The sequence below is a fragment of the Chitinophaga sp. CCNWYY40 genome (genome assembly GCF_037483205.1).
GTDB classification, from domain to species: Bacteria; Bacteroidota; Bacteroidia; order Chitinophagales; family Chitinophagaceae; genus Chitinophaga; species Chitinophaga ginsengisegetis.
In genome coordinates this window covers 380,618-404,960 of sequence record NZ_JBBHLF010000008.1, presented here as the reverse complement: position 1 = coordinate 404,960, position 24,343 = coordinate 380,618, and the positions used below count along the sequence as shown (strand labels likewise).

Here is a 24,343-nt window from a genome sequence, read left to right as displayed (position 1 = left end):
AAACAAAAAGCGCCTGCCTTTGGGGCAAGCGCTTCTTGTTTTAATATCTGTATAATACTATTCTTCTTCGTCAAACTGGAACACTTCCTTGGAAGAGGCCAGGATGTCGTATTCTTCTTTAGAACCTACGATCATGTTTTCAAACTCACGTAAACCAGTACCGGCAGGGATCAGGTGACCTGTGATCACATTCTCCTTCAGACCCATCATATCATCGGTTTTACCGTTGATAGCGGCCTGTGACAATACCTTCGTGGTTTCCTGGAACGAAGCTGCAGAGATCCAGCTACGGGTACCAAGGGACGCCTTGGTAATACCCTGCAGGAGCGGACTGGAAGTAGCCGGCTGTGCATCGCGGTATTCTACCAGTTTCTTATCTGCACGACGTAACAGGGAGTTTTCTTCACGAACCTGGCGCAGTGTTACTATCTGACCTGCTTTCAGGTTAGCAGATTCACCGGCTTCAGTTACCACCTTCTTATCGAAGATCATATCGTTTTCTTCGAAGAAATCAAACCTGTCTTCAGTATCACCTTCGAGGAAGCGGGTATCACCCGGATCTTCGATGTTTACTTTACGCATCATCTGGCGAACAATCACCTCGATGTGTTTATCATTGATCTTCACACCCTGTAAACGGTATACTTCCTGGATTTCATTTACCAGGTATTCCTGTACAGCAAACGGTCCTTTGATAGACAGGATGTCTGCAGGAGTAGTAGAACCATCGGAGAGTGAAGTACCGGCCTTCACAAAGTCACCGTCCTGAACCAGGATGTGACGTGTTAACGGCACCAGGTATTTCTTCACCTGGCCTTCACGGCTTTCAATGATGATTTCGCGGTTACCACGTTTGATATTACCGAAAGCTACCACACCGTCAATTTCAGAAACGATGGCAGGGTTGCTTGGGTTACGCGCTTCAAACAGCTCAGTTACACGTGGCAGACCACCCGTGATATCTCGCAGTTTACCGATAATACGGGGGATCTTCACGATTACCTGACCAGCTCTCACCTTATCTCCTTCAGAGATAACGATGTGGGAACCTACCGGTAAGTTGTATGATTTCACCTCTTTATTACCATCTACCATGATAGACGGGATCTTATTCTTGTCTTTGGTTTCAATTACCACTTTCTCACGGTGACCAGTCTGTTCGTCCGCTTCTTCACGGAAGGTAATACCTTCAATGATGCTGTCGAAACGAATGCTACCCGGGATTTCAGACACGATAACGGCGTTGAACGGATCCCATGTGCAGAGCATATCACCTTTCACTACTTTCTGTCCGTCTTTCACCAACAGGGTAGAACCATAAGGGATGTTGTTGGTTACCAGCAGACGGTCGTTTTTCACGTCCATGATACGCAACTCACCGGTACGACCGATAACGATCTGTACTTTTTCACCCTGGTTGTTTTCGTAAGTGGTAGTACGTAAGCCATCGAATTGAACGGTACCATCAAACTTAGCTGGCAAACCGGATTCAACGGAAGTAGAACCGGCAACACCACCCACGTGGAAGGTACGCAGTGTCAACTGTGTACCAGGCTCACCGATCGACTGTGCAGCGATGATACCCACGGCATCACCTTTCTGTGCAGTATAACCGCTGGCCAGGTTTTTACCGTAACATTTCACGCACACACCACGACGGCTTTCGCAAGTCAGTACGGAGCGGATTTCTACGGTTTCAATAGCGCTTTCTTCAATTCTGTGTGCAATTTCTTCAGTGATCTCAGCACCGGCAGCAACGATCAGCTCATCATCATTATGAGGATCAAATACGTCGTGCAGGGAAGTACGTCCGAGGATACGGTCGTACAGTGTTTCAATCACTTCTTCATTATCTTTCAACGCGGAAGTAGCAATACCACGGAGTGTACCGCAATCTTCTTCATTGATTACCACATCCTGCGCAACGTCTACCAGACGACGGGTCAGGTAACCCGCATCCGCCGTTTTCAACGCCGTATCCGCAAGACCCTTACGGGCACCGTGCGTAGAGATGAAGTATTCCAATACGTTCAAACCATCTTTAAAGTTGGACAATACCGGGTTTTCGATGATCTCGGAACCGGTAGAACCACTCTTACGCGGCTTGGCCATCAGACCTCTGATACCAGCCAGCTGTTTGATCTGCTGCTTGGAACCACGCGCACCGGAATCCAACATCATGTATACTGAGTTGAACCCTTGCTTGTCTGTTGCCAGCTCACGGATCAGGGTTTCTGTCACCTTCGTATCCACACGTGACCAGATATCAATAATCTGGTTGTAACGTTCGTTGTTGGTGATCAGACCCATGTTATAGTTATCCCAAACTTCTTCTACTTCACCGGCTGCACCATCAATCATATCCTGCTTAACATCCGGAATGATCAGGTCATTAATGTTAAATGACAAACCACCGCGGAACGCCATGCGGAAACCTAATTGTTTGATGTCATCCAGGAACTTTGCAGTTTTTGGAATGTCAGTTGCTTTAATGATATCACCGATGATTTCACGCAGTGATTTCTTGGTCAGCAGGGCATTTACATAACCGGCAGCTTTAGGTACGTGCTGGTTAAACAGTACGCGGCCTACAGTAGTGTCGATCAGTTTTCTTTCCAGCTCACCATTTGCATTTCTTACATCAGCTTTAACACGGATGTGAGCATGCAGGTCGATACGGTCTTCGTTCAATGCGATGATTACTTCTTCAGCAGAGTAGAAAGCTTTACCTTCTCCTCTAACCACTACATCACCGATTGTTTTCTTACCCTTTGTGATATAATACAAGCCGAGTACCATGTCCTGTGAAGGCAGGGTAATTGGCGTACCATTCTGCGGGTTAAGAATGTTATGGGAAGACAGCATCAGCAGTTGGGCTTCCAGGATTGCAGCGTTGCTCAAAGGCACGTGTACCGCCATCTGGTCACCATCGAAATCCGCGTTAAACGCAGAACATACGAGCGGGTGCAACTGGATCGCTTTACCTTCCACCAGCTTAGGCTGGAAAGCCTGAATGGACAAACGGTGCAGGGTTGGAGCACGGTTTAACATAACCGGGTGACCTTTCAGCACGTTTTCCAGGATATCCCAAACCACGGCTTCTTTACGATCTACCAGCTTCTTGGCTGATTTCACGGTTTTAACGATGCCTCTTTCAATCAGCTTACGGATAATAAACGGTTTGAATAATTCAGCCGCCATATCTTTTGGTAAACCACACTCGTGCAGTTTCAGTTCAGGTCCTACCACGATAACAGAACGTCCGGAATAATCCACACGTTTACCGAGTAAGTTCTGACGGAAACGGCCTTGTTTACCTTTCAGTACGTCTGACAGTGATTTCAGTGCACGACCACCTTCCGCTTTCACCGCGTTGGATTTACGGGAGTTGTCGAACAGGGAATCCACCGCTTCCTGCAGCATACGTTTTTCGTTACGAAGGATCACCTCAGGCGCCTTAATTTCGATCAAACGTTTCAGACGGTTGTTACGGATAATCACCCTGCGGTAAAGGTCGTTCAGGTCGGAAGACGCAAAACGGCCACCATCCAATGGAACTAACGGACGCAGTTCTGGTGGTACCACAGGAATATATTGCATTACCATCCATTCAGGACGGTTTTCCACACGGCCATTGGCTTCACGGAAAGCTTCCACCACGCTCAAACGCTTCAGCGCTTCCGCTTTACGTTGCTGGGAAGTTTCAGTTGCAGCCTGGTTACGTAACTGGTAAGAAAGACTGTCCAGATCAATACGGGCCAGCATCATTTCTACCGCTTCCGCACCCATTTTAGCAATAAACTTGTTAGGATCTTCATCCGGTAACAGCTGATTGTCTTTTGGTAAGGTGTCCAGGATATCCAGGTATTCTTCTTCAGTGAGCAAATCACCGTAGTTCATGCCTTTCTCCTGTTTCATGCCCGCCTGGATTACTACGTATCTTTCATAGTAAACGATGGTTTCCAGTTTCTTGGAAGACATTCCAAGCAGGTAACCGATCTTGTTAGGCAGGGATTTGAAATACCATATATGTACAACGGGCACCACTAAACGAATGTGACCCATTCTTTCACGACGTACTTTCTTCTCCGTTACCTCAACACCACAACGATCACACACAATACCCTTATAACGGATACGTTTGTATTTTCCGCAATAACATTCGTAATCCTTTACAGGCCCGAATATCCTTTCGCAGAATAAACCATCACGTTCCGGCTTGTAAGTACGGTAGTTGATGGTTTCAGGTTTCAGCACTTCACCGTATGAACGCTCCAGAATAACATCCGGAGAAGCCAGACTGATGGTAATGCTGTTAAAATTTGATTTAGGACGATTTTCTTTTTTGATAGCCATCTGTAATTAGCTTTTAGCTGTTAGCCGTTGGTGGTAAGCCAGCGACAAAAATTTTATTCCTGCGAAATATCCAAGCTATCAGCCACTGGCATTACTGCCAATGGCTGGTAGCTAAAAGCTCTTAGTCAAATTTCAGATCCAGACCCAGACCACGCAATTCATGGATCAATACATTGAAGGATTCAGGCACACCGGCTTTCGGTATGTTGTCTCCCTTCACGATAGATTCATATGCTTTGGCACGACCCACGATATCATCGGATTTAATAGTAAGCAGTTCCTGCAGGATGTTGGATGCACCATATGCTTCCAGTGCCCATACCTCCATCTCACCAAAACGCTGACCACCAAACTGGGCTTTACCACCCAGCGGCTGTTGGGTAATGAGACTGTACGGTCCGATAGAACGGGCGTGCATCTTATCATCCACCATGTGGCTCAGTTTAAGCATGTAGATAACACCTACGGTTGCTTTCTGGTGGAAACGGTCGCCCGTTTCACCGTCATGCAGGTAAGCGTGACCAAAGCTTGGTAAGCCTGCTTCCTTGATATAATCAGCAATTTCCTCTGTAGTAGCACCGTCAAAGATCGGAGTCGCAAAACGTACGCCCAGTTTCAGACCTGCCCAACCTAATACGGTTTCGTAGATCTGTCCGAGGTTCATACGGGAAGGTACCCCGAGTGGGTTCAGTACGATATCCAGTGGTGTACCATCTTCCAGGAACGGCATGTCTTCATCACGCACAATCTTGGCTACGATACCCTTGTTACCGTGACGTCCCGCCATCTTATCACCCACTTTCAACTTACGCTTGCTGGCCAGGTAAACCTTCGCCAGTTTCAGTACGCCCGCTGGCAGCTCATCACCAATAGAGATGTTGAACTTCTCACGTTTGTAACGACCCAGCTCTTCGTTGAACTTGATGTTATAGTTATGCAGCAGGGTATTGATCTGATCGTTCACCACTTCGTCTGTTGTCCAGCCCAGCGGATTCACGTTCATGAAATCAATATTTACCAGGTTCTTCGGAGAGAACTTGGAACCCTTTGAGATCAATACTTCACCGTAAGTGTTGGTAATACCCTGAGAGGTTTTATCCTTCAGTAATACCAGCAACTTGCTCATCAGCACTTCCAGCAGGTCTTCCGCATTCTTCTGGTGAATTTTCTCCAGTTTCTCGATAGCTGCTTTCTCGCGGGTTTTGGAATTTTTATCTTTTTTGGCGCGACTGAACAGTTTCTTATCAATCACCACACCTTCTGTTGACGGAGGCGCTTTCAATGAAGCGTCTTTCGCATCAGAAGCCTTGTCACCAAAGATCGCCCTTAACAGCTTTTCTTCAGGAGAAGGATCAGATTCACCACGCGGAGTGATTTTACCGATCAGGATATCGCCTTCCTTGATGTGCGCACCAACACGGATGATACCGTTCTGGTCGAGGTCTTTTGTAGCCTCTTCACTTACGTTAGGAATATCCGGAGTCAGTTCTTCTTCACCCAGTTTGGTATCACGAACTTCCAGTTCATATTCATCAATGTGGATGGAAGTAAACAGATCCTCACGTGCAACACGCTCAGAAATTACGATCGCATCCTCAAAGTTGTAACCTTTCCATGGCATGAACGCTACCTTCAGGTTGCGTCCCAGCGCCAGTTCACCACCACGGGTAGCGTAACCTTCTGTTAAGAAGTCGCCATCCTTAACGCGCTGACCTTTCTTTACGCAAGGTCTGAGGTTAATACAGGTGCTCTGGTTGGTTTTTACGAATTTGGTCAGTGTGTAAACGATCAGATCGTCTTCAAAGCTCACCAGTTTCTGCATTTCATCACGCTCGTAACGAACATGGATTTCATTTGCATCCACAAATTCGATCACACCATTACCATCTGCAGTAATCTGCAAACGGGAGTCACGCGCTGCCTTGCCTTCCAGACCGGTACCTACAATAGGAACTTCCGGATTCAGCAGTGGCACGGCCTGACGTTGCATGTTTGATCCCATCAACGCACGGTTGGCATCATCATGTTCCAGGAACGGAATCAATGATGCACTCAAACCTACGATCTGGTTAGGAGCCACGTCCATGAATTCCACTTCATCTCTGTCGAGGATCGGGAAGTCACCGGTTTCGCGGGATTTTACCTTATCATTTACAAAGTGTCCTTTGTCATCCAGTGGGGCGTTGGCCTGTGCAATCTTCACAGAATCTTCTTCTTCAGCGCTCAGGAACTCCACTTTATGCATGTCCACTTTACCATCTCTTACTTTACGGTAAGGTGTTTCAATAAAGCCCATCTCATTCACCTTCGCGTGAACGCAAAGGGTAGAGATCAGACCGATGTTCGGACCTTCCGGTGTTTCAATTGTACACAAACGGCCATAGTGGCTGTAGTGAACGTCACGCACCTCAAAGCCTGCTCTTTCACGACTCAAACCACCGGGTCCGAGAGCGGAAATACGGCGTTTGTGCGTGATTTCAGACAGTGGGTTTGTTTGATCCAGGAACTGTGACAACTGGGAAGTACCGAAGAAGGAGTTGATCACGGAAGACAGGGTCCTCGCATTGATCAGGTCTACCGGCGTAAATACTTCGTTATCACGTACGTTCATTCTTTCACGGATGGTACGTGCCATACGTGCAAGACCAACACCAAACTGAGCATATAACTGCTCGCCTACAGTACGTACACGGCGGTTAGACAGGTGATCGATATCATCGATTTCCGCCTTACCATTGGTGAGCTGTACCAGGTACTTGATGATGGAGATGATGTCGTCCTTCGTCAGCACTTTCATGTCTAACGGAGTAGGAAGACCTAATTTTCTGTTGATCTTGTAACGGCCAACGTCACCTAAATCGTAACGTTTGTCGGAGAAGAACAATTTATCAATAATACCCCTTGCTGTTTCATCATCCGGCGCATCTGCTCCGCGCAACTGGCGGTAGATGTGCTGAACGGCTTCCAGCTCGGAGTTAGATGTATCCTTGTTTAATGTATTGTAGATGATGGAGAAATCACCACTCACCTCTTCTTTCTGAACAAACACGCTTTTCAATCCCATGTCTACGATGGTTTCGATATTCGCTTCATCCAGGATGCTATCGCGCTCCAGCATAATTTCATTACGCTCGATGCTCACCACTTCACCAGTATCTTCATCCACAAAGTCTTCCACCCAGCTTCTTAAAACGCGGGCAGCCAGCTTCTTGCCGGCATATTTATCAAGACTTTTTTTGTCTGCTTTTACTTCATCTGCCATGCCAAACAGCTGCAGAATATCTTTATCTGTTTCATAGCCGATGGCACGCAACAGGGTGGTAACCGGGAATTTCTTCTTACGGTCGATGTAAGCGTACATCACGTTGTTGATGTCCGTTGCAAACTCCATCCATGCGCCCTTGAACGGGATCACCCTTGCAGAGTAGATCTTGGTTCCGTTCGGATGTACAGATTGACCAAAGAAAACACCAGGTGAACGGTGCAGTTGGGATACAACAACACGCTCAGCACCATTAATAACGAAAGTACCTCTTGGAGTCATGTAAGGAATGTTACCTAAGAACACATCCTGGACAATCGTCTGGAAATCCACATGCTCCTCATCATTACAGCTGAGGCGGAGTTTCGCTTTCAACGGTACAGAATAAGTAAGCCCACGCTCAATACACTCCTCGATCGTATAACGCGGCGGATCCACGAAATAATCAAGGAATTCCAGATTAAAGATATTTCTGGTATCCGTAATCGGGAAGTTCTCTTTAAATACTTTAAAAAGGCCTTCGTTGTTTCGCTTGTCTGGTGTGGTTTCTAATTGGAAGAAATCCTTGAAAGATTGGATTTGGATAGCCAACAGATCCGGTGTCTCAGTAACTTGTTTGATCTTTCCAAAATTTACTCTTTCGTTTGTTTGGGCTTTTTTTAGAGACATATTCGAAGTTAGCAGTTATATGACTTGTAAGAATTAGGGAAATTAAGATTTCTTTGCCAATACCATCCCAATTTATTTATGCCTTCTGCACGTGGTCAAAGTCACCTAAAAGTGATTCCCCGTTTTGACTCTCTGAAAAAGACACTTTCCCAAAGGGAATAAGGCCAAAAGTGCAAAAGCACTTTTGACCTTTAAAAGATGTATACTTAAGCAAAGAATTACTGAATTTCAACTTCAGCACCAGCTTCGGTCAGCTTAGCTTTCAGGTCTTCTGCCTCAGCTTTGCTAACGCCTTCCTTGATGGATTTAGGCGCACCGTCAACCAGTTCTTTCGCTTCTTTCAGACCTAAGCCGGTCAGATCTTTAACGATCTTAACAACGTTCAGTTTGCTTGCACCTGCAGCTTTCAGTACAACATTGAAGGCAGTTTTCTCTTCAACAGCAGCAGCTTCGCCACCACCAGCAGCAACTACAACTGCAGCAGCAGCTGGTTCGATGCCATACTCAGATTTCAGTACATCTGCGAGTTCCTGTACTTCCTTAACAGTTAAACCTACTAATTGTTCAGCTAATGCTTTTACGTCTGCCATTTTATAATGTTTTAATGTAATGTTTGTAATGTTGTTGTTAATTATATTGTGACTTGGAAGCCAATTTTGAATGCGGGTAGCCAAAGGCCATCCACACTATTCTGCCGCAGGTGCTTCCACCCCAGCTTCTTCTTTCTTGCCTTTTTCCAGTAAAGCAGCAATAACGCGCTTTGCAGGAGATTGCAACAGACCGATAACTTCGCCGATAAGCTCGTTCTTGGTCTTGATGTTGGTTAAAGCAACCAGCTGGTTGTCACCTACGAATACTTCGTCAGCAACAAATGCAGCTTTCAGTACTGGTTTTTCCAGTTTACCGTTCGCTTTACGGAATGCAGAGATGATCAGAGCCGGCTCTTTCGGGCTGTCAGAGAACATCAGGGCAGTTACACCATGCAGACTGTCAAATACACCTGCATATTTTTCGCTGTCCAGGGATTCCAAAGCCTTACGGATCAGGGTGTTCTTAGCCACCTTCATTTCCACCTGCTTATCGAAGCACACTTTCCTCAGGTCATTCACCTGCGCTACCGTTAATGATTCGGTATTAGTGACATAAAAGTTGCTGTATTGAGAGAACTTACTTTTCAGCAGTTCGATCGCATCATTTTTTTGATCTTTATTCATATTATAACGTTTGTAGCAAGCCCCATCTTTGCAGATAACGGCTACAACTCGTGATCAATTAGTTTTGAACAGATTTAGTATCGATAACAATACCAGGACTCATGGTGCTAGCCATAGACAGACCTCTCAGGTAAGTACCTTTTGCAGTAGCTGGTTTCAGCTTGATGATAGCATTGATCAGCTCTAAAGAGTTCTGCTCAATTTTATCAGATGCGAAAGATACACGACCGATAGAAGCGTGGATGATACCAGCCTTATCTACCTTGAAAGTGATTTTACCGCCTTTAACATCGTTTACTGCAGCTGCAACGTCGTTTGTAACAGTACCGGTCTTAGGGTTTGGCATCAGGTTACGGGGACCTAAAATCTTACCCAGTTTACCGATCTTCGGCATTACAGAAGGAGTAGCTACGATTACATCTACATCAGTCCAGCCAGCTTCGATCTTCTGGATGAACTCATCCAGTCCAACGAAATCAGCACCTGCTTCTTTTGCAGCAGCTTCTTTATCAGGTGTGCAAAGCACTAACACCCTTTTAGTTTTACCAGTACCGTGTGGAAGCGTTACGGAACCACGGATAGCCTGGTCTGCTTTCTTAGGATCAACGCCTAAGCGGATATGTAAATCGACAGAGCTGTCGAATTTAGTACAGTTAATATCTTTAACTAAGCTGGAAGCCTCTTTCAGGCTGTAAACCTTATTTTTTTCGAGCTTAGCGTCAGCTACTTTTCTCTTTTTAGTTGCCATTTGTCAAAATGATTTTAAGATCCTGCCTCAACAGGGTGAAACAATTAGTTTTCCCAAGGGGCTTTACCATCAACAGTAATACCCATGCTACGAGCAGTACCAGCTACCATTTTCATAGCGCTGTTCAGCGTAAAGCAGTTCAGATCAGCCATCTTGTCTTGTGCGATAGCTTCTACCTGAGCCCAGGAAACTTTACCCACCTTGTTACGGTTAGGTTCTTTAGAACCACTCTGCAATTTAGCAGCTTCCAGCAGCTGTACAGGTGCCGGAGGAGTTTTAATTACGAAGTCGAAAGATTTGTCAGTGTAAACAGTCAGCAACACAGGCAATACTTTACCCATTTTATCCTGGGTACGGGCATTAAACTGTTTGCAGAACTCCATGATGTTCACACCTTTGGAACCCAGCGCGGGACCAATTGGAGGTGCAGGATTGGCCTGGCCGCCTTTCACCTGCAATTTCACGTACGTTGCGATTTCTTTTGCCATGTTTCTTAATTTAATTTGGTTAAACGCCCTCTGCCAAACAGAAGACTCCCAAAAGTAAAAGACTAAAAATAACCTTTTAAAGGGGATGCAAAGGTATATATTATTATGAAATTGTCAAAAAGTATTTGAAATTGGGCATCCTTTTTGCTTTGGATGAGATTTTTTTTACAAATCTATTGCATTTCCCGTAAAATTTCCTTACTCTCCGAAGCCGGCAAAGTTACAACTTATCTCCCACTTGCATATAACAATTCTTTCCGCTTCCCTTTCTCCGTCTTTATATACTTACTTACAAACAGCTGCTCAGTCCCCACCTTTTCCTTCATCCCGGTAACCGCCTGCTGCAATGCCGCTATATTGTCTTTCATGGCATCATCATTACCTTCCAGCCCGGATAGTGCCTTCTCTGCTGCAGCCAGCTTCCCCGCTATCCCGTCAATCATCTTCCTCAGCACCTCATCCTTTACCTCCGGTACAAACTGCCGGTTCTTAAAATCAACATACTCATTATATAGCTTCACAATCTCCGTGTAGTCCCGGCTCACCCCGTTAAACTGATCTACCCGCCGGTTCCGCGCCTCTATTTCCTGGTTGGCCGCCAGCACCTTTATCGACTGGTCCATCCAGTCCAGCTCCGTCATGATAAACGGATTGGCCGCTCCTCCAAACCGGCGGATCCTCGCAGCTGCATACTCTAACCGCTGCAGCCGCGATTGCCGGAACCAGTTATTCAACGTATCGTTATAAGCAAAAACGGGGCGTTTGGCCGCAGCAGCAAAAGCCTGGCTGCCCAGCTCATCATGACGCAGCGGAAACGGTAACATCTGCCACATGGGGTCGTAAGGCATATGGGTTTTTACCGCCACCTGCGGCGCCGCCTGGAACCAGGTCCAGTTGGTCCGCTGGATAAAACGGCCGTTATCCACTACCCCGGCTCCCCAGGTGGGATCAGTTATCGTCCACTGACTTCCATTCTTTGCCACCACCCAGTCGTGCGAACCGGTTGGCAGCATAATATCGTTCTGTAACCCGTAGCCCGTTACCACCACGGCAGTTATACCAGCTTCCCGGCATACCCGGGCATATAATACAGCATAATCAGTACTAAGCCCCTTCCGCGTACGCAGCGTTTTTAGCATGGCTGCAGCAGAATCCCGGTAACTGCTCACGCGGTTTATGTTTTCTGCATCATAGGCGATGTGCGTAGCCATCCAGTTAAACAGCGCGCGCTGCAAAGCCATACTGTTCCCTGTATGGGCCTTCAGCCATCTGGCCATCACTTCGGGAGAAGTGGTGGCTTCTTCCGGAATGGAAACAATGGCCGCTGTTGCGGCCGGCTTAACAGATTTCCCGGACTGAGCACCTGCCTCAACAACCAGCAGGAGTCCGAGCATCACAGCAATCACTGATTTCATAATCAATAGATATAGGACGTATATTGGATAAACGAGAAAAAGCGTTCCGCATAAACGGAACGCTTTTCAATAAAGATGTTATATAAGTTATCAGGAAAGTTTCTCTACCTGCATAAAGTTCAGCTCTACCGGAGTAGCACGGCCAAAGATCTTTACAGTTACTTTCAGTTTTTTCTTGTCTTCAATTACTTCCTCAATCACACCATTGAAGTCGTTGAACGGACCATCAATGATTTTAATGGTTTCACCAACAATGAAAGGCTCGCTCATGGTCAGTCCCTGATCGCTCAGTTCATCCACCTTACCTAACATTTTGTTTACTTCAGATTTACGGAGTGCGATAGGCTTTTCCTTTCCGAGGAAATGGATAACACCGGATACGTTACGTATGGCCTGTATTACCTCATCGGTCATCTTACCATCTACTGCTTCGATCATCACATATCCGGGATAGAAGTTCTTTTCACGCATCACCTTTTTACCGGCCTGCACTTTATAAACTTTTTCTACCGGCAGGAAGATCTGGCTGATTACGTTACCCCAATCGGAGCGGCGTACTTCAATATCCAGGTATTCCTTCACTTTTTTTTCCTTGCCACTAACAACGCGGAGTACATACCACTTTGTTTCCTGAGCAGGAAGATTGGCTGCATCCATTTATTTAGCTTTGAAAATTTGGTAATAGTGAGTTAACACGAAGTTGGAAGCGGCATCCATACCCCAAACCAGCCCGGTAACAAATATTGTTGCTATCAGCACAATCATGGTAGAAGACTGGAGCTCTTGCCAGGTAGGCCAGGACACCTTGTAAACCAATTCATGATAAGACTCGCGGAAATAGTTTCTGATCTTATTCATTATATAAAGTTAACTATTTATGGTCAATTGTTTAAAGCCTAAAAAATGGTTGACTTGTCTTATTGTAACAACTCAACCATTTAATTATTTTCTATAAACCTTGCACGGGTACTAGGATTCGAACCCAGATCAAAGGTTTTGGAGACCCGTATGCTACCGTTGCACCATACCCGTGTATAAAGCCATTAGCACTCAGCTTTCGGCGTCAGCAAATATATAAAAAAATGTTGACGTTTAATAGCCAAAGCTAATGGCTTTTAATATAATTCAGATGCTTATTTCAGGATTTCAGTAACCTGACCTGCACCTACTGTACGACCACCTTCACGGATAGCGAACTTCAGACCTTTGTCCATAGCGATAGGCTGGATCAGTTTAACTGTCAGGCTAACGTTATCACCAGGCATAACCATTTCAACACCTGCTGGTAATTCAACTTCACCGGTTACGTCAGTAGTACGGAAGTAGAACTGAGGACGGTATTTGTTGAAGAACGGAGTGTGACGGCCACCTTCTTCTTTGCTCAGTACGTATACTTCGCATTTGAATTCAGAGTGAGGTTTGATAGAACCTGGCTGGCAGATAACCATACCACGACGGATCTGAGTTTTCTCAATACCGCGGAGTAACAGACCAGCGTTATCACCTGCTTCACCTTCGTCGAGGAGTTTCTTAAACATCTCAACACCAGTACAAGTAGATTTCAGTGGTTCTTCCTGCAGACCTACGATTTCAACGTTCTCACCAACTTTGATACGACCGCGTTCGATACGACCTGTAGCAACGGTACCACGACCGGTGATAGAGAATACGTCTTCTACTGACATCAGGAACGGTTGATCAACCGGACGTGGAGGCAGCGGAATGTAAGTATCAACAGCGTCCATCAGTTGGTCGATAGCAGCTACCCATTTTTCGTCACCAGCAAGAGCGCCGGTTGCAGAACCCTGGATAACAGGAACGTTATCACCGTCAAAACCGTTAGAAGACAGCAGATCACGGATTTCGATTTCTACCAGTTCCAGCAGTTCAGGATCGTCTACCAGATCAACTTTGTTCATGAATACTACGATACGAGGTACACCTACCTGGCGAGCCAGCAGGATGTGCTCTCTTGTTTGCGGCATAGGACCATCTGTAGCTGCCACCACGAGGATAGCACCGTCCATCTGAGCAGCACCGGTAATCATGTTCTTCACATAATCCGCGTGACCAGGACAGTCAACGTGAGCATAGTGACGAGCAGTTGTCTGATACTCAACGTGAGCTGTATTGATAGTAATACCTCTTTCTTTTTCTTCAGGAGCAGCATCGATCTCATCATATCCTCTCTTCTCTGCCAGACCTTTATTTGCCAAAATTGTGGTAATGGCAGCAGTCAAAGTAGTTTTACCATGATCCACGTGGCCGATGGTACCAATGTTTACGTGGGGTTTATCCCGCTTGAAGGTTTCTTTTGCCATTGTATTTTCTTTTTAGATGGTTTGTAAAGATTGTATTGATTGTTGTTTTAAAAAAACGGTTTTACAAACTTGTACCGTTGATGAGAATTGAACTCATGGCCTTCCCTAAATAAAAATGGGTTGCTCTTCCATTGAGCTACAACGCTAAGTTTTAATTTCGGAGTGCAGAATTAACAAATTCGAATTCCGAAATTCGAATTTTATGGAGTTTGTTGAGGCGATTGAAAAACTCACTACAACTATTCTTCTAAAATTCAATGAGCTGTTGAAGAGAATTGAACTCTCGACCTCTTCCTTACCAAGGAAGTGCTCTACCCCTGAGCTACAACAGCTTGAAAAATTGCTTTAAAATACGAGCGGGAGACGAGGTTCGAACCCGCGACCTACAGCTTGGAAGGCTGTCGCTCTACCAACTGAGCTACTCCCGCATTTTTTAATTCACTAAGCTTCCGGCAAACAACACTGCAACTTTCCACTTATAGAATTATAAGAATAAAAATAAGAGCTTTAAAGGCTGTTGTACCACAGGTTTAGGGTGTTTCTGTCTACTACTTCTGAATTACTCACCTTCCTCTCAACAACTATGTTCCGCCTCTGCGAAGGGCAAAAGCGGAACACGCTGTTTTTGTGGGCAGGATAGGATTCGAACCTATGAAGACGTAGTCAGCGGATTTACAGTCCGCCCCATTTGGCCGCTCTGGAACCTGCCCTAACTATCTTTTGATTTTGTCATCCGGCTAATAAACAACCAAATAAAAATCGATGAGCCAGCAGAGGGATTCGAACCCCCGACCCACTGATTACAAATCAGTAGCTCTGGCCAACTGAGCTATGCTGGCATCTTTCAAAAAACATCCTTTCAATAAAGTAACTCGTTGAAAGAGAGCGCAAAATTAAGAGATTTTTTCAATTCTCAAAATCTTTTTTTCAGTTTGTTACAAATATTTAAAAATTTATCTGCTTCCCCGAAAACGCCCTACCATAAAGAACTTTGCTACCTTTACCGACCCTCTTTTTGAATCGGGATGGCAAAGGTAGCAAAGAGATTAATATTTCCAAAATTATTTCAGAAAATTATTGAAATTTCTTTTCCTTCTTTCTTTTCACCTGTTCTACGAGGGATTCAAAGGCAAGGTCGAAGGACTCTTCGAAGGATTTAGACTCGTGCTTAACAAACAGGTCCTGACGGGGTATTCGAACTCTGATCTCGGCTATTTTATCTTTAATTTGATGCGCTAAATTATCCACTTTTAAAAATACATCCACGCTAATGATACGGTCATAAAAGGTGTTCAGTTTCTGAACTTTCTTGTTCACATGATCTATCAATTTGGAATCAGCATCAAAATGCACAGTTTGAATTTGTACGTTCATAGCACTAATTTTTTAAATATTTAACAATCTAGGTTCTAGTTAGTAAAGGAAGGTCATAGGCATTCTCTTTTAGCATAATGAACTTGATTACTAATATAGTCACTTTTGCAATGCAATACTGTTTAGCTGCGTAATATTTTGTTAAAAGCTTAAAATAACTGCTACGCTTTCGGGTGCGCCTGCTTATACACCTTCTTCAACTGCTCTATCGTATTATGCGTGTAAACCTGTGTGGCGGCCAGGCTCGAGTGCCCCAGCAACTCTTTGATCGCATTCAGATCCGCACCATTGTTCGCAAGGTGTGTAGCAAAGGTATGTCGTAGTATATGCGGGCTCTTCTTCTTTAAAGTAGTAATCTGATGTTCCGTGAGATACTTTCGCACCGTCAGGTACACATACTTGGGATACAAACGCTGACCGCTATGCGGATGCACCAGCAATACCCCGTTCTCAAATTCCTCCAGGCAACGGCGCTTCTCATCCATGTAAGCACGGATCTGTACCAGGAGCTCCGGACTAACCGGTATAATCCGCTCCTTGCCTCCTTTCCCCATCACCTTTACGGATTTGTTCCCTTCATCCACCCGGAATTCCTGCAAAGCAATCAATTCCGACAAACGGATACCCGTTTGATAAAAGATCTCAAAAATAAGCCGGTGGGTCATGCCTTCGAAATCGTTGGCAAAGATGTACAGGGAAGTTACCGAAACAGGACTCACGTTGTCTTCCAGCGCCTGCATCCCTTTCTGTTCAATGTAGCCGGGCAAACGACGGCTGATCTTGGGCGCAATGACCTTGATCATAGGCGACTGTTTAATCAGGCCCTGACGCAGACAGAATTTGAAAAAGGATTTGAGTGTGGAGATCTTGCGGTTAACACTTTTGGCTGTCATGGCATCTTCCATGAGCTTCGCCAGCCAGCTCCGGATCATAATATGACTGAGGTCCCCAACCGGCGTACTGCCATAACTGAGGGTCACATAATCAAAAAACTGGAAAAGATCGTTGCGATAGGCAGTGCAGGTATGCGCTGAGTACCGTTTTTCGAGCTGGATATAGGATATGAATCGCTCTGCTAAGGAATATAAAGCTTCGTTCAACACAAAAAGATTGATGATTGTAAAGTTATTAAATAACCTTACAATCATCAAATATTTTGAGTTGCCAACGGCTTATCGCCTAAGCAATATTAATCTTCAAATTTACCTGTTGCCAACTGTTGTTTGTAAACGGCTTTTAACACCTGGTTACGACGTTTAACAGATGGTTTAGTAAAAGACTGGCGCGTTCTCAGCTGCAGTAAAATGCGAGCTTTCTCAAACTTCTTTTTATATTTTTTAAGCGCCTTGTCTATGTTTTCGCAATCTTTAGAATCAATGATCAACATAATTTTTGCCTCTTATTTTTAGGAACGCAAAGATAACACAACATTTGTAAAAAAACAAAAGACCACAAGAATTATTCAATTTCTCCGCCTTCCTCTCCATAAAAGATGACCCATAACAGCAAATCGGCCGTAAAATTCCGGAACCGGTGCGCTGCCCCTGCCGGCACAAACAGGAAATCACCCACTCCCACCGTCACCACCTTCCCTTCCATTTCAAACTCACCACTCCCTTGCATCACCAGGTAAATCTCGTCCTGTATATGCGGCTCCTGCCCATCTATCTCATCCGGGGCAAAAATGATCCCCCGCATGGAACCGTGTTCAAACAATACTGCGAAATCATCATCGCTTTTCTGCAATTGTCGTAAAGACTCGGCAAAAGAAACATGAAATCTCATCCTATGGTTGATTTAACGTGTTCTCAGATAACCGAATTTAAGAAAGAATCGGGATATAGCATGACGGCTGGACCGGGAGACTTACATGCTCCCGGTCCAGCCGTTTGTATAATATAATGGAAATCAGTCTTTCAGCTTCTTCTTCAACAGGCTTACCTGGTCCTGCAGATGGCTCACCATATCCGCCAGGTGGTTTACACTCATCCGGCTCTGCTGTCCCGCCTTACTGATCACTGCATCCGACTGCCACAACTCCAGCACTTCTTCCATATCCACGCCGTAAGGCTCAAACTGCGGATTATCAGACACCAGCGTAATCTTAGATTTGGAACGGTTGTTCTTCAGGATCCTTTTAAAAACAATGCCTTCCCGGGAGGTAATCACCACATAGGTTTCATTGTTCTTGATCTCATCCCATCCCTCAACCTTGTGACAAACGATCACAGAACCAGAAGTAACCGGCAGCATGGAATCTCCCGCTATTTCAAATGCCCTGTAATCACCTGCCCCCAGCATGGGTAACGTGAACGTGTTCAGCTCTTCGATAAACTCATCATCATTATAACCGGCCAGGTAACCGGCGGCCGCTTTTACCGGCACAAACTGGATCGCCTGACGGGAACTGCCCAGCTTAAGCTGCCGGCGCTTCTCCAGGAAATTATCTTTCTGGGAGCCAAGATCACGACGAAGCAGATCATCGATAGATACCCGGAACATATCGCTTACCTGTTCCAGGATCTCCGTACGGGGCTCTGCACGCTCCTCCTCATATGCACCCAACAGCGAACGCTTGATACCGAGCTTATCGGCAAACTCTTGCTGCGTCCAGGCTTTTTGCTTACGCAGATATTTCAAATTCTGACATACTACGGACATAACCTAAATAATTTAGTACCTTGCTAACAAAATTAGCAAATATTTTTATGAATTACCAAATATATTCGGGGCGCTTCGCTTATTTTTGCCCGGTAAAATCCAACTCGATATGTTAATTAACTATGTACACTCGTTCTTAAGATGGGCTATATTGCTGGCAGGGCTCTGGGCGGTTATCCGCTCCCTCAAAGGCGTAACAGGCAAAACACCATTCACTGCAGCAGATAGCAAGGCCGGACTTTTCTTTATGATCTTCTGCGATCTGCAACTGGTAGTAGGATTGATTTTGTTTTTTATGAGCCCCCTTTCCCAGGCCGGCGTAGCTGATATGGGAGGCGCCATGAAAAACCCGGTTTTACGGTTCTTCACAGTAGAACACGAAGTAATGGCCATCATCGCCATCGCACTGGTACATATCGGTAAATCAAAAATAAAGAAAGCGGCTACCGATGCGCAAAAACATAAACTGGGCCTGATCTTCTTTGGTCTTGCCTTCATCGTTATCCTGGCCCTCATCCCGTGGCCTTTCCGGGAAGCACTCGGAAAAGGCTGGTTCTAAACAACCCGCCGGATTATAAAATTAAATGGCGCCCCTGTCAGGGACGCCATTCCTTTTTTCCGATGTATTGATTGACCACTGAATTATCCTTTATCCTTATTATATAACCTGAAGGAATAAATATAGGGTAATGCCGCCAGCACAATCGCCACAAAAAATATGATAAATACCCCTGTGATAAGCGACAGGAAAAATCCGGCGATGATGATCACCGCACCTGCACTGATCCACAGATTGCTCGCCATCTGATGCGTTTCTCTCCAAACCTCTGCACTTTGCAGGGTCCACGGCGTTCTCACCCCCACATAATTATTAGGCTTCACCTTACGCAGGTAAGCGCCTATGCCCACAATCAGCAACCCCACGCCAATAAAAGCCCAGCGCTCCATGATAAATGGCTTCCCCTGGCTCACCAGGAAAATAATAATACAGGTAAATACCGCCTGGTAAGAATGGATCAGGAAACGGATCCTGTAATACTCTTTATGCTCCATCTCAATAGCAGAAGGCCGCAACTGGGTTTCATCGGCCCGTGGAATATAGCGGAACAGGAAATAGATCAGCCCGTTGGTGAAAAAGAGAAAGATCATCAGCAGCAGGAAATCATTTTTTGTCCCCATCTCAGGAGATCCCGCCGCATTAACATTGTTAGATAAAACAGCTGGTAAGTCTTTGAAGACTACCGCCAGGTAAACCATCGGCACCAGCAGCAAAGCGAGGATAAGTAATTCCCTGGTAAAATCCGGTTTTTTCATGTGGAGATCAGTTTAAATGTTCACATACTCCCTTGTTTTCCTTCATTTCCATTCTCTTATCTATTACATATTGATTGCCAGATATGTTGTACTAAAGTTACGAAAATTGAGGCGACCGGAAATTTCAATATTTTTTACTAATTTTCTTAGCATTACTAAATAAATTAGTAACTTTACTCCACATGTAAAAGTGATTCCGGCTGGCAGGCCTGCTGCTATACTATCCTCCCTCTGCCCGGTCCGCCATCCGTAATCGCTTTAACTGCCTGCCCCTGTTCCGTCCTTTGTTTATCCATAAACCATTACCAGTATGATCACTTTACAACAGCGAACAATAGCGCATTTCGATCTGGACTGCTTCTTTGTATCAGTGGAATGCCAGCGGGACAATCGCCTCCTCGGCAAACCAATCCTGGTGGGCGGTAGCAGTGATCGCGCTGTAGTAGCTGCCTGCAGTTATGAGGCAAGAAGGTATGGTATTCATTCCGCCATGCCCATGAAAACCGCGCTGCGGCTTTGTCCCCATGCTATTGTCCGCAGCGGGGACATGGAACTGTACAGTGCCAAGTCGAGGGAAATCACGGAGCTCATCGCCGGAAAGGCGCCTCTCTACGAGAAGTCATCTATCGATGAATTTTATCTCGACCTCTCCGGCATGGATAAATTCTTTGGCTCCATGAAATGGACTACCGAACTGCGGAAAACCATCATGAAAGAATCAGGACTGCCCATTTCATTCGGACTCGCATCCAACAAACTCGTTTCCAAAGTAGCCACCGATGAAGCCAAACCTAATGGTCAGCTTGAAATCCTGTTCGGACAAGAAAAAAATTTCCTGGCGCCGCTGGCGATAGAAAAGATTCCAATGGTAGGCCGTGAAACCGGCGCCCTGCTGAGGCGCCGCGGCGTAGAAACCGTAAAAACACTGAGCGAAGTGCCCATCTCCCTGCTGGAAGCATGGATGGGAAAAAACGGAATAGCCCTCTGGAGAAAAGCCAATGGAATCGATGAATCGCCGGTGGTGCCTTTTTATGAACAGAAATCTATTTCCACGGAAAGTACATTTCCCGCAGATACCATCGACATGCAATTCCTTCACGCCGAACTGGTACGCATGACGGAGAAAATCGCATTCGAACTGCGACAGCAAAATAAATTAACCGGTTGCATCACCCTCAAAATCCGGTACTCCGATTTTGAAACCGTTACTAAACAAATGTCTATTCCTTACTCCTGTGCAGATCATGTGCTGCTGGAAAAAGTAAAAGACCTCTTCAAAAAACTGTACGACCGCCGGCTGCTGGTTCGCCTCATAGGCGTGCGTTTCAGTCACCTCGTACACGGTAACTACCAGATCAGCCTGTTCGACGACAAACAGGAAATGATTGCCCTCTACCAGGCCATCGATCAAATCAAAAACCGCTTCGGATGGGAATATCTCATGAAAGGTACCAACGTAATACCACCCGGAAAAAAAGACCAGCACACACCGAAAAAAGATATCATGCCATACTTTAAATAAACATCATGTTCCTCAACTGCAAAACATTTTTTAGTCTACGCTATGGCACCATGCACGCGGAAATGCTGGTGCAGAAAGCACATGAACTCGGTATCGGATCACTGGCACTCACCAATATCAACATCACTTCCGATGCGTGGGAGTTCGTGGCCCTCTGCCGTAAACATGATATTAAACCTATACTCGGACTGGAATGCAGAAACGGAAATGATTTTAAATATCTCCTGCTGGCCCGCAACCAGGAAGGCTGGCATCATATCAATGTTTTCTTATCCACCCACCTGCAACAGGAAAAACCTTTCCCCGATCAGGCGCCCGTTATCCCGCATACCTGGGTGATTTATGCGCTGGGAACCCGCGCTCCTGAATCATTAGCGCCTCATGAACTCATTGGTGTAAAACCCTGGCAACGCAATAAATTATTCAGAACAGCCAACACCACACTCCGCGATAAATTGGTGATCCTCCAGCCAGTTACCTTCCAGGACAATACCCATTATGAATTACATCAACTGCTGCGCGCCATTGATCAGAATATCCTGATCACACAGCTGGAACCGGCTATGACAGGCCACCCGCAGGAACAATTTGTTACGCCCGCTTCACTCGTGGAACACTTCACCGATTATCCGGACATCGTACAGCGAACCGTGGAAGTGATGGAAGACTGCCACGTTGAAATGGATATTCATCATTCCATCTCCCGAAATAAAAAATGTTTCCTCGGCAGCGTGGAAGAAGATCGTGCGAAGCTACGGGCGCTTGCCCTGGAAGGCATGTTATACCGCTATGGCGATGATCATGAAGAAGCCCTTCAACGGATTGAAAAAGAACTGGCCATTGTAGCACAACTAAACTTCGAATCCTATTTTCTCATCACCTGGGATATTATCCGTTATGCACAGGAACGTGGATTCTTTTATGTGGGCCGCGGAAGCGGCGCTAACTCCATTATCGCCTACTGTATAAAAATTACAGATGTAGATCCGATAGAACTGGACTTATATTTTGAAAGATTTCTGAACCCTTACCGTACTTCGCCACCGGATTTTGATATTGATTTTTCCTGGCGCGACCGGGACGAAATTATCCGGTACGTTTTTAATAAGTATGGCCCGCAACACACGGCCCTGCTGGGCACCGTAACCACTTTTCAAACCAACGCCGTTATCCGCGAGCTGGGAAAAGTATACGGCCTTCCTAAAAAAGAAATCGATAAAATCCTGGAAAATGGCTTCCACGTTAATTTGGAAGCCGATAGTATCCATCAGAAAATAGCGTACTTCAGTAACCTGATGGATACAGAAAAAGCATTTCCCAATCATCTCAGTATTCACGCCGGCGGTATCCTCATCAGTGATGCGCCTATTCACCAGTTCTGCACTACTTACCTGCCACCCAAAGGTTTTGTAACCGCGCAGCTGGATATGTGGCAGGCGGAAAGAATTGGGTTGTATAAATTCGATATCCTCAGTCAGCGCGGCCTCGGACATATCCGCGATGCCATTGATATCATCAAAAAAAACCGGGACGTTGATATAGATATCCATGACGTAAAAGCTTTCCAGGTAGATCCGCTGGTGCGTAAAAATCTGTCCGGTGTAAATACCATCGGGTGCTTTTATATAGAATCGCCCGCCATGCGACAGCTGCTGCTGAAACTGGGATGCGATGATTATCTCACCCTGGTGGCAGCAAGTTCTATTATCCGCCCCGGCGTAGCGCAATCGGGCATGATGAAACAATACATACACCGTTACCGGCACCCCGATGAAGTAGTTTATCTTCATCCGGTTATTGAAGAACTACTGAAAGATACCTTCGGGATTATGGTATACCAGGAAGATGTCATTAAAGTAGCACACAAATATGCAGACATGGAACTGGCCGATGCCGATAGCCTGCGAAGGGCGATGGCAGGGAAATACCGGGGATCCAACGACTTCAGGGATATACAAAAACGTTTCTTTGATAACTGCGAACGCCTGAAACGGCCACCGGAAGTATCTGCGGAAGTGTGGCGGCAAATCGCCAGCTTTGCTAACTTCTCCTTTTCCAAAGCCCACTCCGCCAGTTTTGCGGTGGAAAGCTACCAAAGCCTGTACCTCAAAACTTATTTCCCTGCAGAGTTTATGGTGGCTGTTATCAACAATTTCGGCGGCTTTTATAACCGGGAACTCTATTTCCGGGAATTGCAGAAAACCGGCGTAACACTGCACCCGCCTTGTATCAATCATAGCGATTATGCCACCAATATCACCGGCAGAGAGGTATACACAGGACTGATCCACATAGAAGGACTGGAACAATTGCTGGCGGAAAGAATATTAAAAGACCGTGAACAGTATGGCCCGTTTTTACATCTCGAAGATTTTACCAGCCGGATTTCACCGGGTCCGGAACAGCTGGAAATACTAATCCGCATTGGCTGTTTCAACTTTACCGGCTACACCAAAAAAGAATTATTGTGGAAAAGCAGTTTGCTGGTAAGTAAGAAGGAAGTCAATCCACACAGCATTTCCTTGTTTGGCAATACCACCACTGTTAACTGTGAACTGCCCACCCTGGCTTATCACGCGCATGAAGATGCCTTTGATGAAATAGATCTGCTGGGCTTTCCGCTGCAATCACCCTTTAAAGTATTACAGCACGATCAAAGTGCGTATATGCCTTCCAGTGAGTTCAGCAAAAATATTGGTCAGCCTGTTACCACGCTGGGCTACCTGGTAACCAACAAATTCCTGCGCAGCAGCAAAGGGGAACCCATGTGCTTTGGTACTTTCCTCGACCGCGACGGCGCGTTTATGGATACCATCCATTTTCCCGATAGCCTGCGGCTGTACCCTTTTCAAAAGGGCGGCTTTTATGTGCTGCAGGGCAGGGTGGCAGAAGAGTACGGCGTAATACAACTGGAAATCAATAAGATGTGGAAGATTGGTTATTTTGAAGATAAAAAGCCTTGATTCCGACAATTTGTTGTATTTTTGTGACAAATGTCG

General features: G+C 45.7%; 19 protein-coding genes and 6 tRNA genes. 3 read left to right on the top strand and 22 right to left on the bottom strand.

Features of this window, described 5'->3' with window-relative positions:
* Positions 1 to 57 precede the first annotated feature (57 nt).
* The 21 genes from rpoC to V7S65_RS29475 form a co-directional block, all read right to left on the bottom strand.
* A complete protein-coding gene (rpoC, locus tag V7S65_RS29575; protein ID WP_079470666.1) occupies positions 58 to 4,356 on the bottom strand; it encodes a DNA-directed RNA polymerase subunit beta' in 4,299 nt (1,432 codons plus the stop codon).
* A 121-nt stretch (positions 4,357 to 4,477) separates the two neighbouring features.
* The gene (rpoB, locus tag V7S65_RS29570; RefSeq protein WP_079470667.1) at positions 4,478 to 8,287 is read right to left on the bottom strand and encodes a DNA-directed RNA polymerase subunit beta; all 3,810 of its coding nucleotides are present in this window, start codon (positions 8,285 to 8,287) and stop codon (positions 4,478 to 4,480) included.
* A 218-nt stretch (positions 8,288 to 8,505) separates the two neighbouring features.
* On the bottom strand, positions 8,506 to 8,877 hold the full coding sequence (gene rplL, locus V7S65_RS29565; RefSeq protein WP_079470668.1) for a 50S ribosomal protein L7/L12: 372 nt from the start codon (positions 8,875 to 8,877) through the stop codon (positions 8,506 to 8,508).
* 96 nt (positions 8,878 to 8,973) lie between these two features.
* On the bottom strand, positions 8,974 to 9,501 hold the full coding sequence (gene rplJ / locus V7S65_RS29560) for a 50S ribosomal protein L10 (RefSeq protein WP_079470669.1): 528 nt from the start codon (positions 9,499 to 9,501) through the stop codon (positions 8,974 to 8,976).
* A gap of 58 nt (positions 9,502 to 9,559) precedes the next feature.
* Positions 9,560 to 10,249: a 50S ribosomal protein L1 gene (rplA, locus tag V7S65_RS29555; RefSeq protein WP_079470670.1), complete on the bottom strand. Its 690-nt coding sequence runs from the start codon at positions 10,247 to 10,249 to the stop codon at positions 9,560 to 9,562.
* Between the two features lie 44 nt (positions 10,250 to 10,293).
* Positions 10,294 to 10,737, bottom strand: coding sequence for a 50S ribosomal protein L11 (gene rplK, locus V7S65_RS29550; RefSeq protein ID WP_079470671.1), 444 nt, complete (start codon positions 10,735 to 10,737; stop codon positions 10,294 to 10,296).
* 227 nt (positions 10,738 to 10,964) lie between these two features.
* Positions 10,965 to 12,152, bottom strand: a complete 1,188-nt coding sequence (locus V7S65_RS29545) for a transglutaminase domain-containing protein (RefSeq protein ID WP_336389078.1) — start codon at positions 12,150 to 12,152, stop codon at positions 10,965 to 10,967.
* Positions 12,153 to 12,242: 90 nt separating this feature from the next.
* Positions 12,243 to 12,809 carry a transcription termination/antitermination protein NusG gene (gene nusG, locus V7S65_RS29540; protein ID WP_079470673.1) on the bottom strand — a complete coding sequence of 189 codons (567 nt, stop codon included), beginning with the start codon at positions 12,807 to 12,809 and terminating at the stop codon, positions 12,243 to 12,245.
* Positions 12,810 to 13,010: a preprotein translocase subunit SecE gene (gene secE, locus V7S65_RS29535; protein WP_079470674.1), complete on the bottom strand. Its 201-nt coding sequence runs from the start codon at positions 13,008 to 13,010 to the stop codon at positions 12,810 to 12,812. It abuts the gene before it with no gap.
* Positions 13,011 to 13,113: 103 nt separating this feature from the next.
* Positions 13,114 to 13,184, bottom strand: a tRNA-Trp gene (locus V7S65_RS29530).
* Between the two features lie 101 nt (positions 13,185 to 13,285).
* A complete protein-coding gene (gene tuf, locus V7S65_RS29525; RefSeq protein ID WP_079470675.1) occupies positions 13,286 to 14,473 on the bottom strand; it encodes an elongation factor Tu in 1,188 nt (395 codons plus the stop codon).
* Between the two features lie 72 nt (positions 14,474 to 14,545).
* Positions 14,546 to 14,619, bottom strand: a tRNA-Lys gene (locus V7S65_RS29520).
* Between the two features lie 114 nt (positions 14,620 to 14,733).
* Positions 14,734 to 14,805 (bottom strand) — tRNA-Thr (locus V7S65_RS29515).
* A 23-nt stretch (positions 14,806 to 14,828) separates the two neighbouring features.
* A tRNA-Gly gene (locus tag V7S65_RS29510) sits at positions 14,829 to 14,901 on the bottom strand.
* A gap of 200 nt (positions 14,902 to 15,101) precedes the next feature.
* Positions 15,102 to 15,183, bottom strand: a tRNA-Tyr gene (locus tag V7S65_RS29505).
* 55 nt (positions 15,184 to 15,238) lie between these two features.
* Positions 15,239 to 15,312, bottom strand: a tRNA-Thr gene (locus V7S65_RS29500).
* Positions 15,313 to 15,547: 235 nt separating this feature from the next.
* Positions 15,548 to 15,847 (bottom strand): HPF/RaiA family ribosome-associated protein, encoded by a 300-nt coding sequence (locus tag V7S65_RS29495; protein ID WP_079470676.1) that lies wholly within the window; start codon positions 15,845 to 15,847, stop codon positions 15,548 to 15,550.
* A gap of 161 nt (positions 15,848 to 16,008) precedes the next feature.
* Positions 16,009 to 16,950, bottom strand: coding sequence for a tyrosine-type recombinase/integrase (locus tag V7S65_RS29490; RefSeq protein ID WP_407934871.1), 942 nt, complete (start codon positions 16,948 to 16,950; stop codon positions 16,009 to 16,011).
* Positions 16,951 to 17,036: 86 nt separating this feature from the next.
* Positions 17,037 to 17,234 carry a 30S ribosomal protein S21 gene (gene rpsU, locus V7S65_RS29485; RefSeq protein WP_079470678.1) on the bottom strand — a complete coding sequence of 66 codons (198 nt, stop codon included), beginning with the start codon at positions 17,232 to 17,234 and terminating at the stop codon, positions 17,037 to 17,039.
* 71 nt (positions 17,235 to 17,305) lie between these two features.
* Complete coding sequence (locus V7S65_RS29480) at positions 17,306 to 17,632, bottom strand: cupin domain-containing protein (RefSeq protein ID WP_079470679.1); 327 nt, start codon at positions 17,630 to 17,632, stop codon at positions 17,306 to 17,308.
* 123 nt (positions 17,633 to 17,755) lie between these two features.
* Complete coding sequence (locus V7S65_RS29475) at positions 17,756 to 18,508, bottom strand: XRE family transcriptional regulator (RefSeq protein ID WP_079470680.1); 753 nt, start codon at positions 18,506 to 18,508, stop codon at positions 17,756 to 17,758.
* Positions 18,509 to 18,617: 109 nt separating this feature from the next.
* Here V7S65_RS29475 and V7S65_RS29470 point away from each other — a divergent pair, with 109 nt between their 5' ends.
* Positions 18,618 to 19,067: a hypothetical protein gene (locus tag V7S65_RS29470; RefSeq protein ID WP_079470681.1), complete on the top strand. Its 450-nt coding sequence runs from the start codon at positions 18,618 to 18,620 to the stop codon at positions 19,065 to 19,067.
* Between the two features lie 83 nt (positions 19,068 to 19,150).
* On the opposite strand, the gene V7S65_RS29465 is transcribed toward V7S65_RS29470, so the two are convergent.
* A complete protein-coding gene (locus tag V7S65_RS29465; protein ID WP_079470682.1) occupies positions 19,151 to 19,822 on the bottom strand; it encodes an SdpI family protein in 672 nt (223 codons plus the stop codon).
* Between the two features lie 310 nt (positions 19,823 to 20,132).
* Here V7S65_RS29465 and dinB point away from each other — a divergent pair, with 310 nt between their 5' ends.
* Together dinB and V7S65_RS29455 are read left to right on the top strand one after the other, a co-directional pair.
* Entirely contained in the window at positions 20,133 to 21,344 is a 1,212-nt protein-coding gene (gene dinB, locus V7S65_RS29460) for a DNA polymerase IV (protein ID WP_336389080.1), read from the top strand.
* A 5-nt stretch (positions 21,345 to 21,349) separates the two neighbouring features.
* Complete coding sequence (locus tag V7S65_RS29455; RefSeq protein WP_336389081.1) at positions 21,350 to 24,307, top strand: DNA polymerase III subunit alpha; 2,958 nt, start codon at positions 21,350 to 21,352, stop codon at positions 24,305 to 24,307.
* Positions 24,308 to 24,343: the final 36 nt, after the last annotated feature.

Excerpts from the sequence above, each read along its gene's own strand:
- V7S65_RS29470 (WP_079470681.1), top strand. The coding sequence starts at position 18,618 with ATGTTAATTAACTATGTACACTCGTTCTTAAGATGGGCTATATTGCTG.
- rpoB (WP_079470667.1), bottom strand. The coding sequence starts at position 8,287 with ATGTCTCTAAAAAAAGCCCAAACAAACGAAAGAGTAAATTTTGGAAAG.
- rplK (WP_079470671.1), bottom strand. The coding sequence starts at position 10,737 with ATGGCAAAAGAAATCGCAACGTACGTGAAATTGCAGGTGAAAGGCGGC.
- V7S65_RS29480 (WP_079470679.1), bottom strand. The coding sequence starts at position 17,632 with ATGAGATTTCATGTTTCTTTTGCCGAGTCTTTACGACAATTGCAGAAA.
- V7S65_RS29545 (WP_336389078.1), bottom strand. The coding sequence starts at position 12,152 with ATGAAATCAGTGATTGCTGTGATGCTCGGACTCCTGCTGGTTGTTGAG.
- rplJ (WP_079470669.1), bottom strand. The coding sequence starts at position 9,501 with ATGAATAAAGATCAAAAAAATGATGCGATCGAACTGCTGAAAAGTAAG.
- V7S65_RS29495 (WP_079470676.1), bottom strand. The coding sequence starts at position 15,847 with ATGAACGTACAAATTCAAACTGTGCATTTTGATGCTGATTCCAAATTG.
- tuf (WP_079470675.1), bottom strand. The coding sequence starts at position 14,473 with ATGGCAAAAGAAACCTTCAAGCGGGATAAACCCCACGTAAACATTGGT.
- rpsU (WP_079470678.1), bottom strand. The coding sequence starts at position 17,234 with ATGTTGATCATTGATTCTAAAGATTGCGAAAACATAGACAAGGCGCTT.
- rplL (WP_079470668.1), bottom strand. The coding sequence starts at position 8,877 with ATGGCAGACGTAAAAGCATTAGCTGAACAATTAGTAGGTTTAACTGTT.
- V7S65_RS29475 (WP_079470680.1), bottom strand. The coding sequence starts at position 18,508 with ATGTCCGTAGTATGTCAGAATTTGAAATATCTGCGTAAGCAAAAAGCC.
- dinB (WP_336389080.1), top strand. The coding sequence starts at position 20,133 with ATGATCACTTTACAACAGCGAACAATAGCGCATTTCGATCTGGACTGC.
- rpoC (WP_079470666.1), bottom strand. The coding sequence starts at position 4,356 with ATGGCTATCAAAAAAGAAAATCGTCCTAAATCAAATTTTAACAGCATT.
- rplA (WP_079470670.1), bottom strand. The coding sequence starts at position 10,249 with ATGGCAACTAAAAAGAGAAAAGTAGCTGACGCTAAGCTCGAAAAAAAT.
- V7S65_RS29465 (WP_079470682.1), bottom strand. The coding sequence starts at position 19,822 with ATGAAAAAACCGGATTTTACCAGGGAATTACTTATCCTCGCTTTGCTG.
- V7S65_RS29455 (WP_336389081.1), top strand. The coding sequence starts at position 21,350 with ATGTTCCTCAACTGCAAAACATTTTTTAGTCTACGCTATGGCACCATG.
- secE (WP_079470674.1), bottom strand. The coding sequence starts at position 13,010 with ATGAATAAGATCAGAAACTATTTCCGCGAGTCTTATCATGAATTGGTT.
- nusG (WP_079470673.1), bottom strand. The coding sequence starts at position 12,809 with ATGGATGCAGCCAATCTTCCTGCTCAGGAAACAAAGTGGTATGTACTC.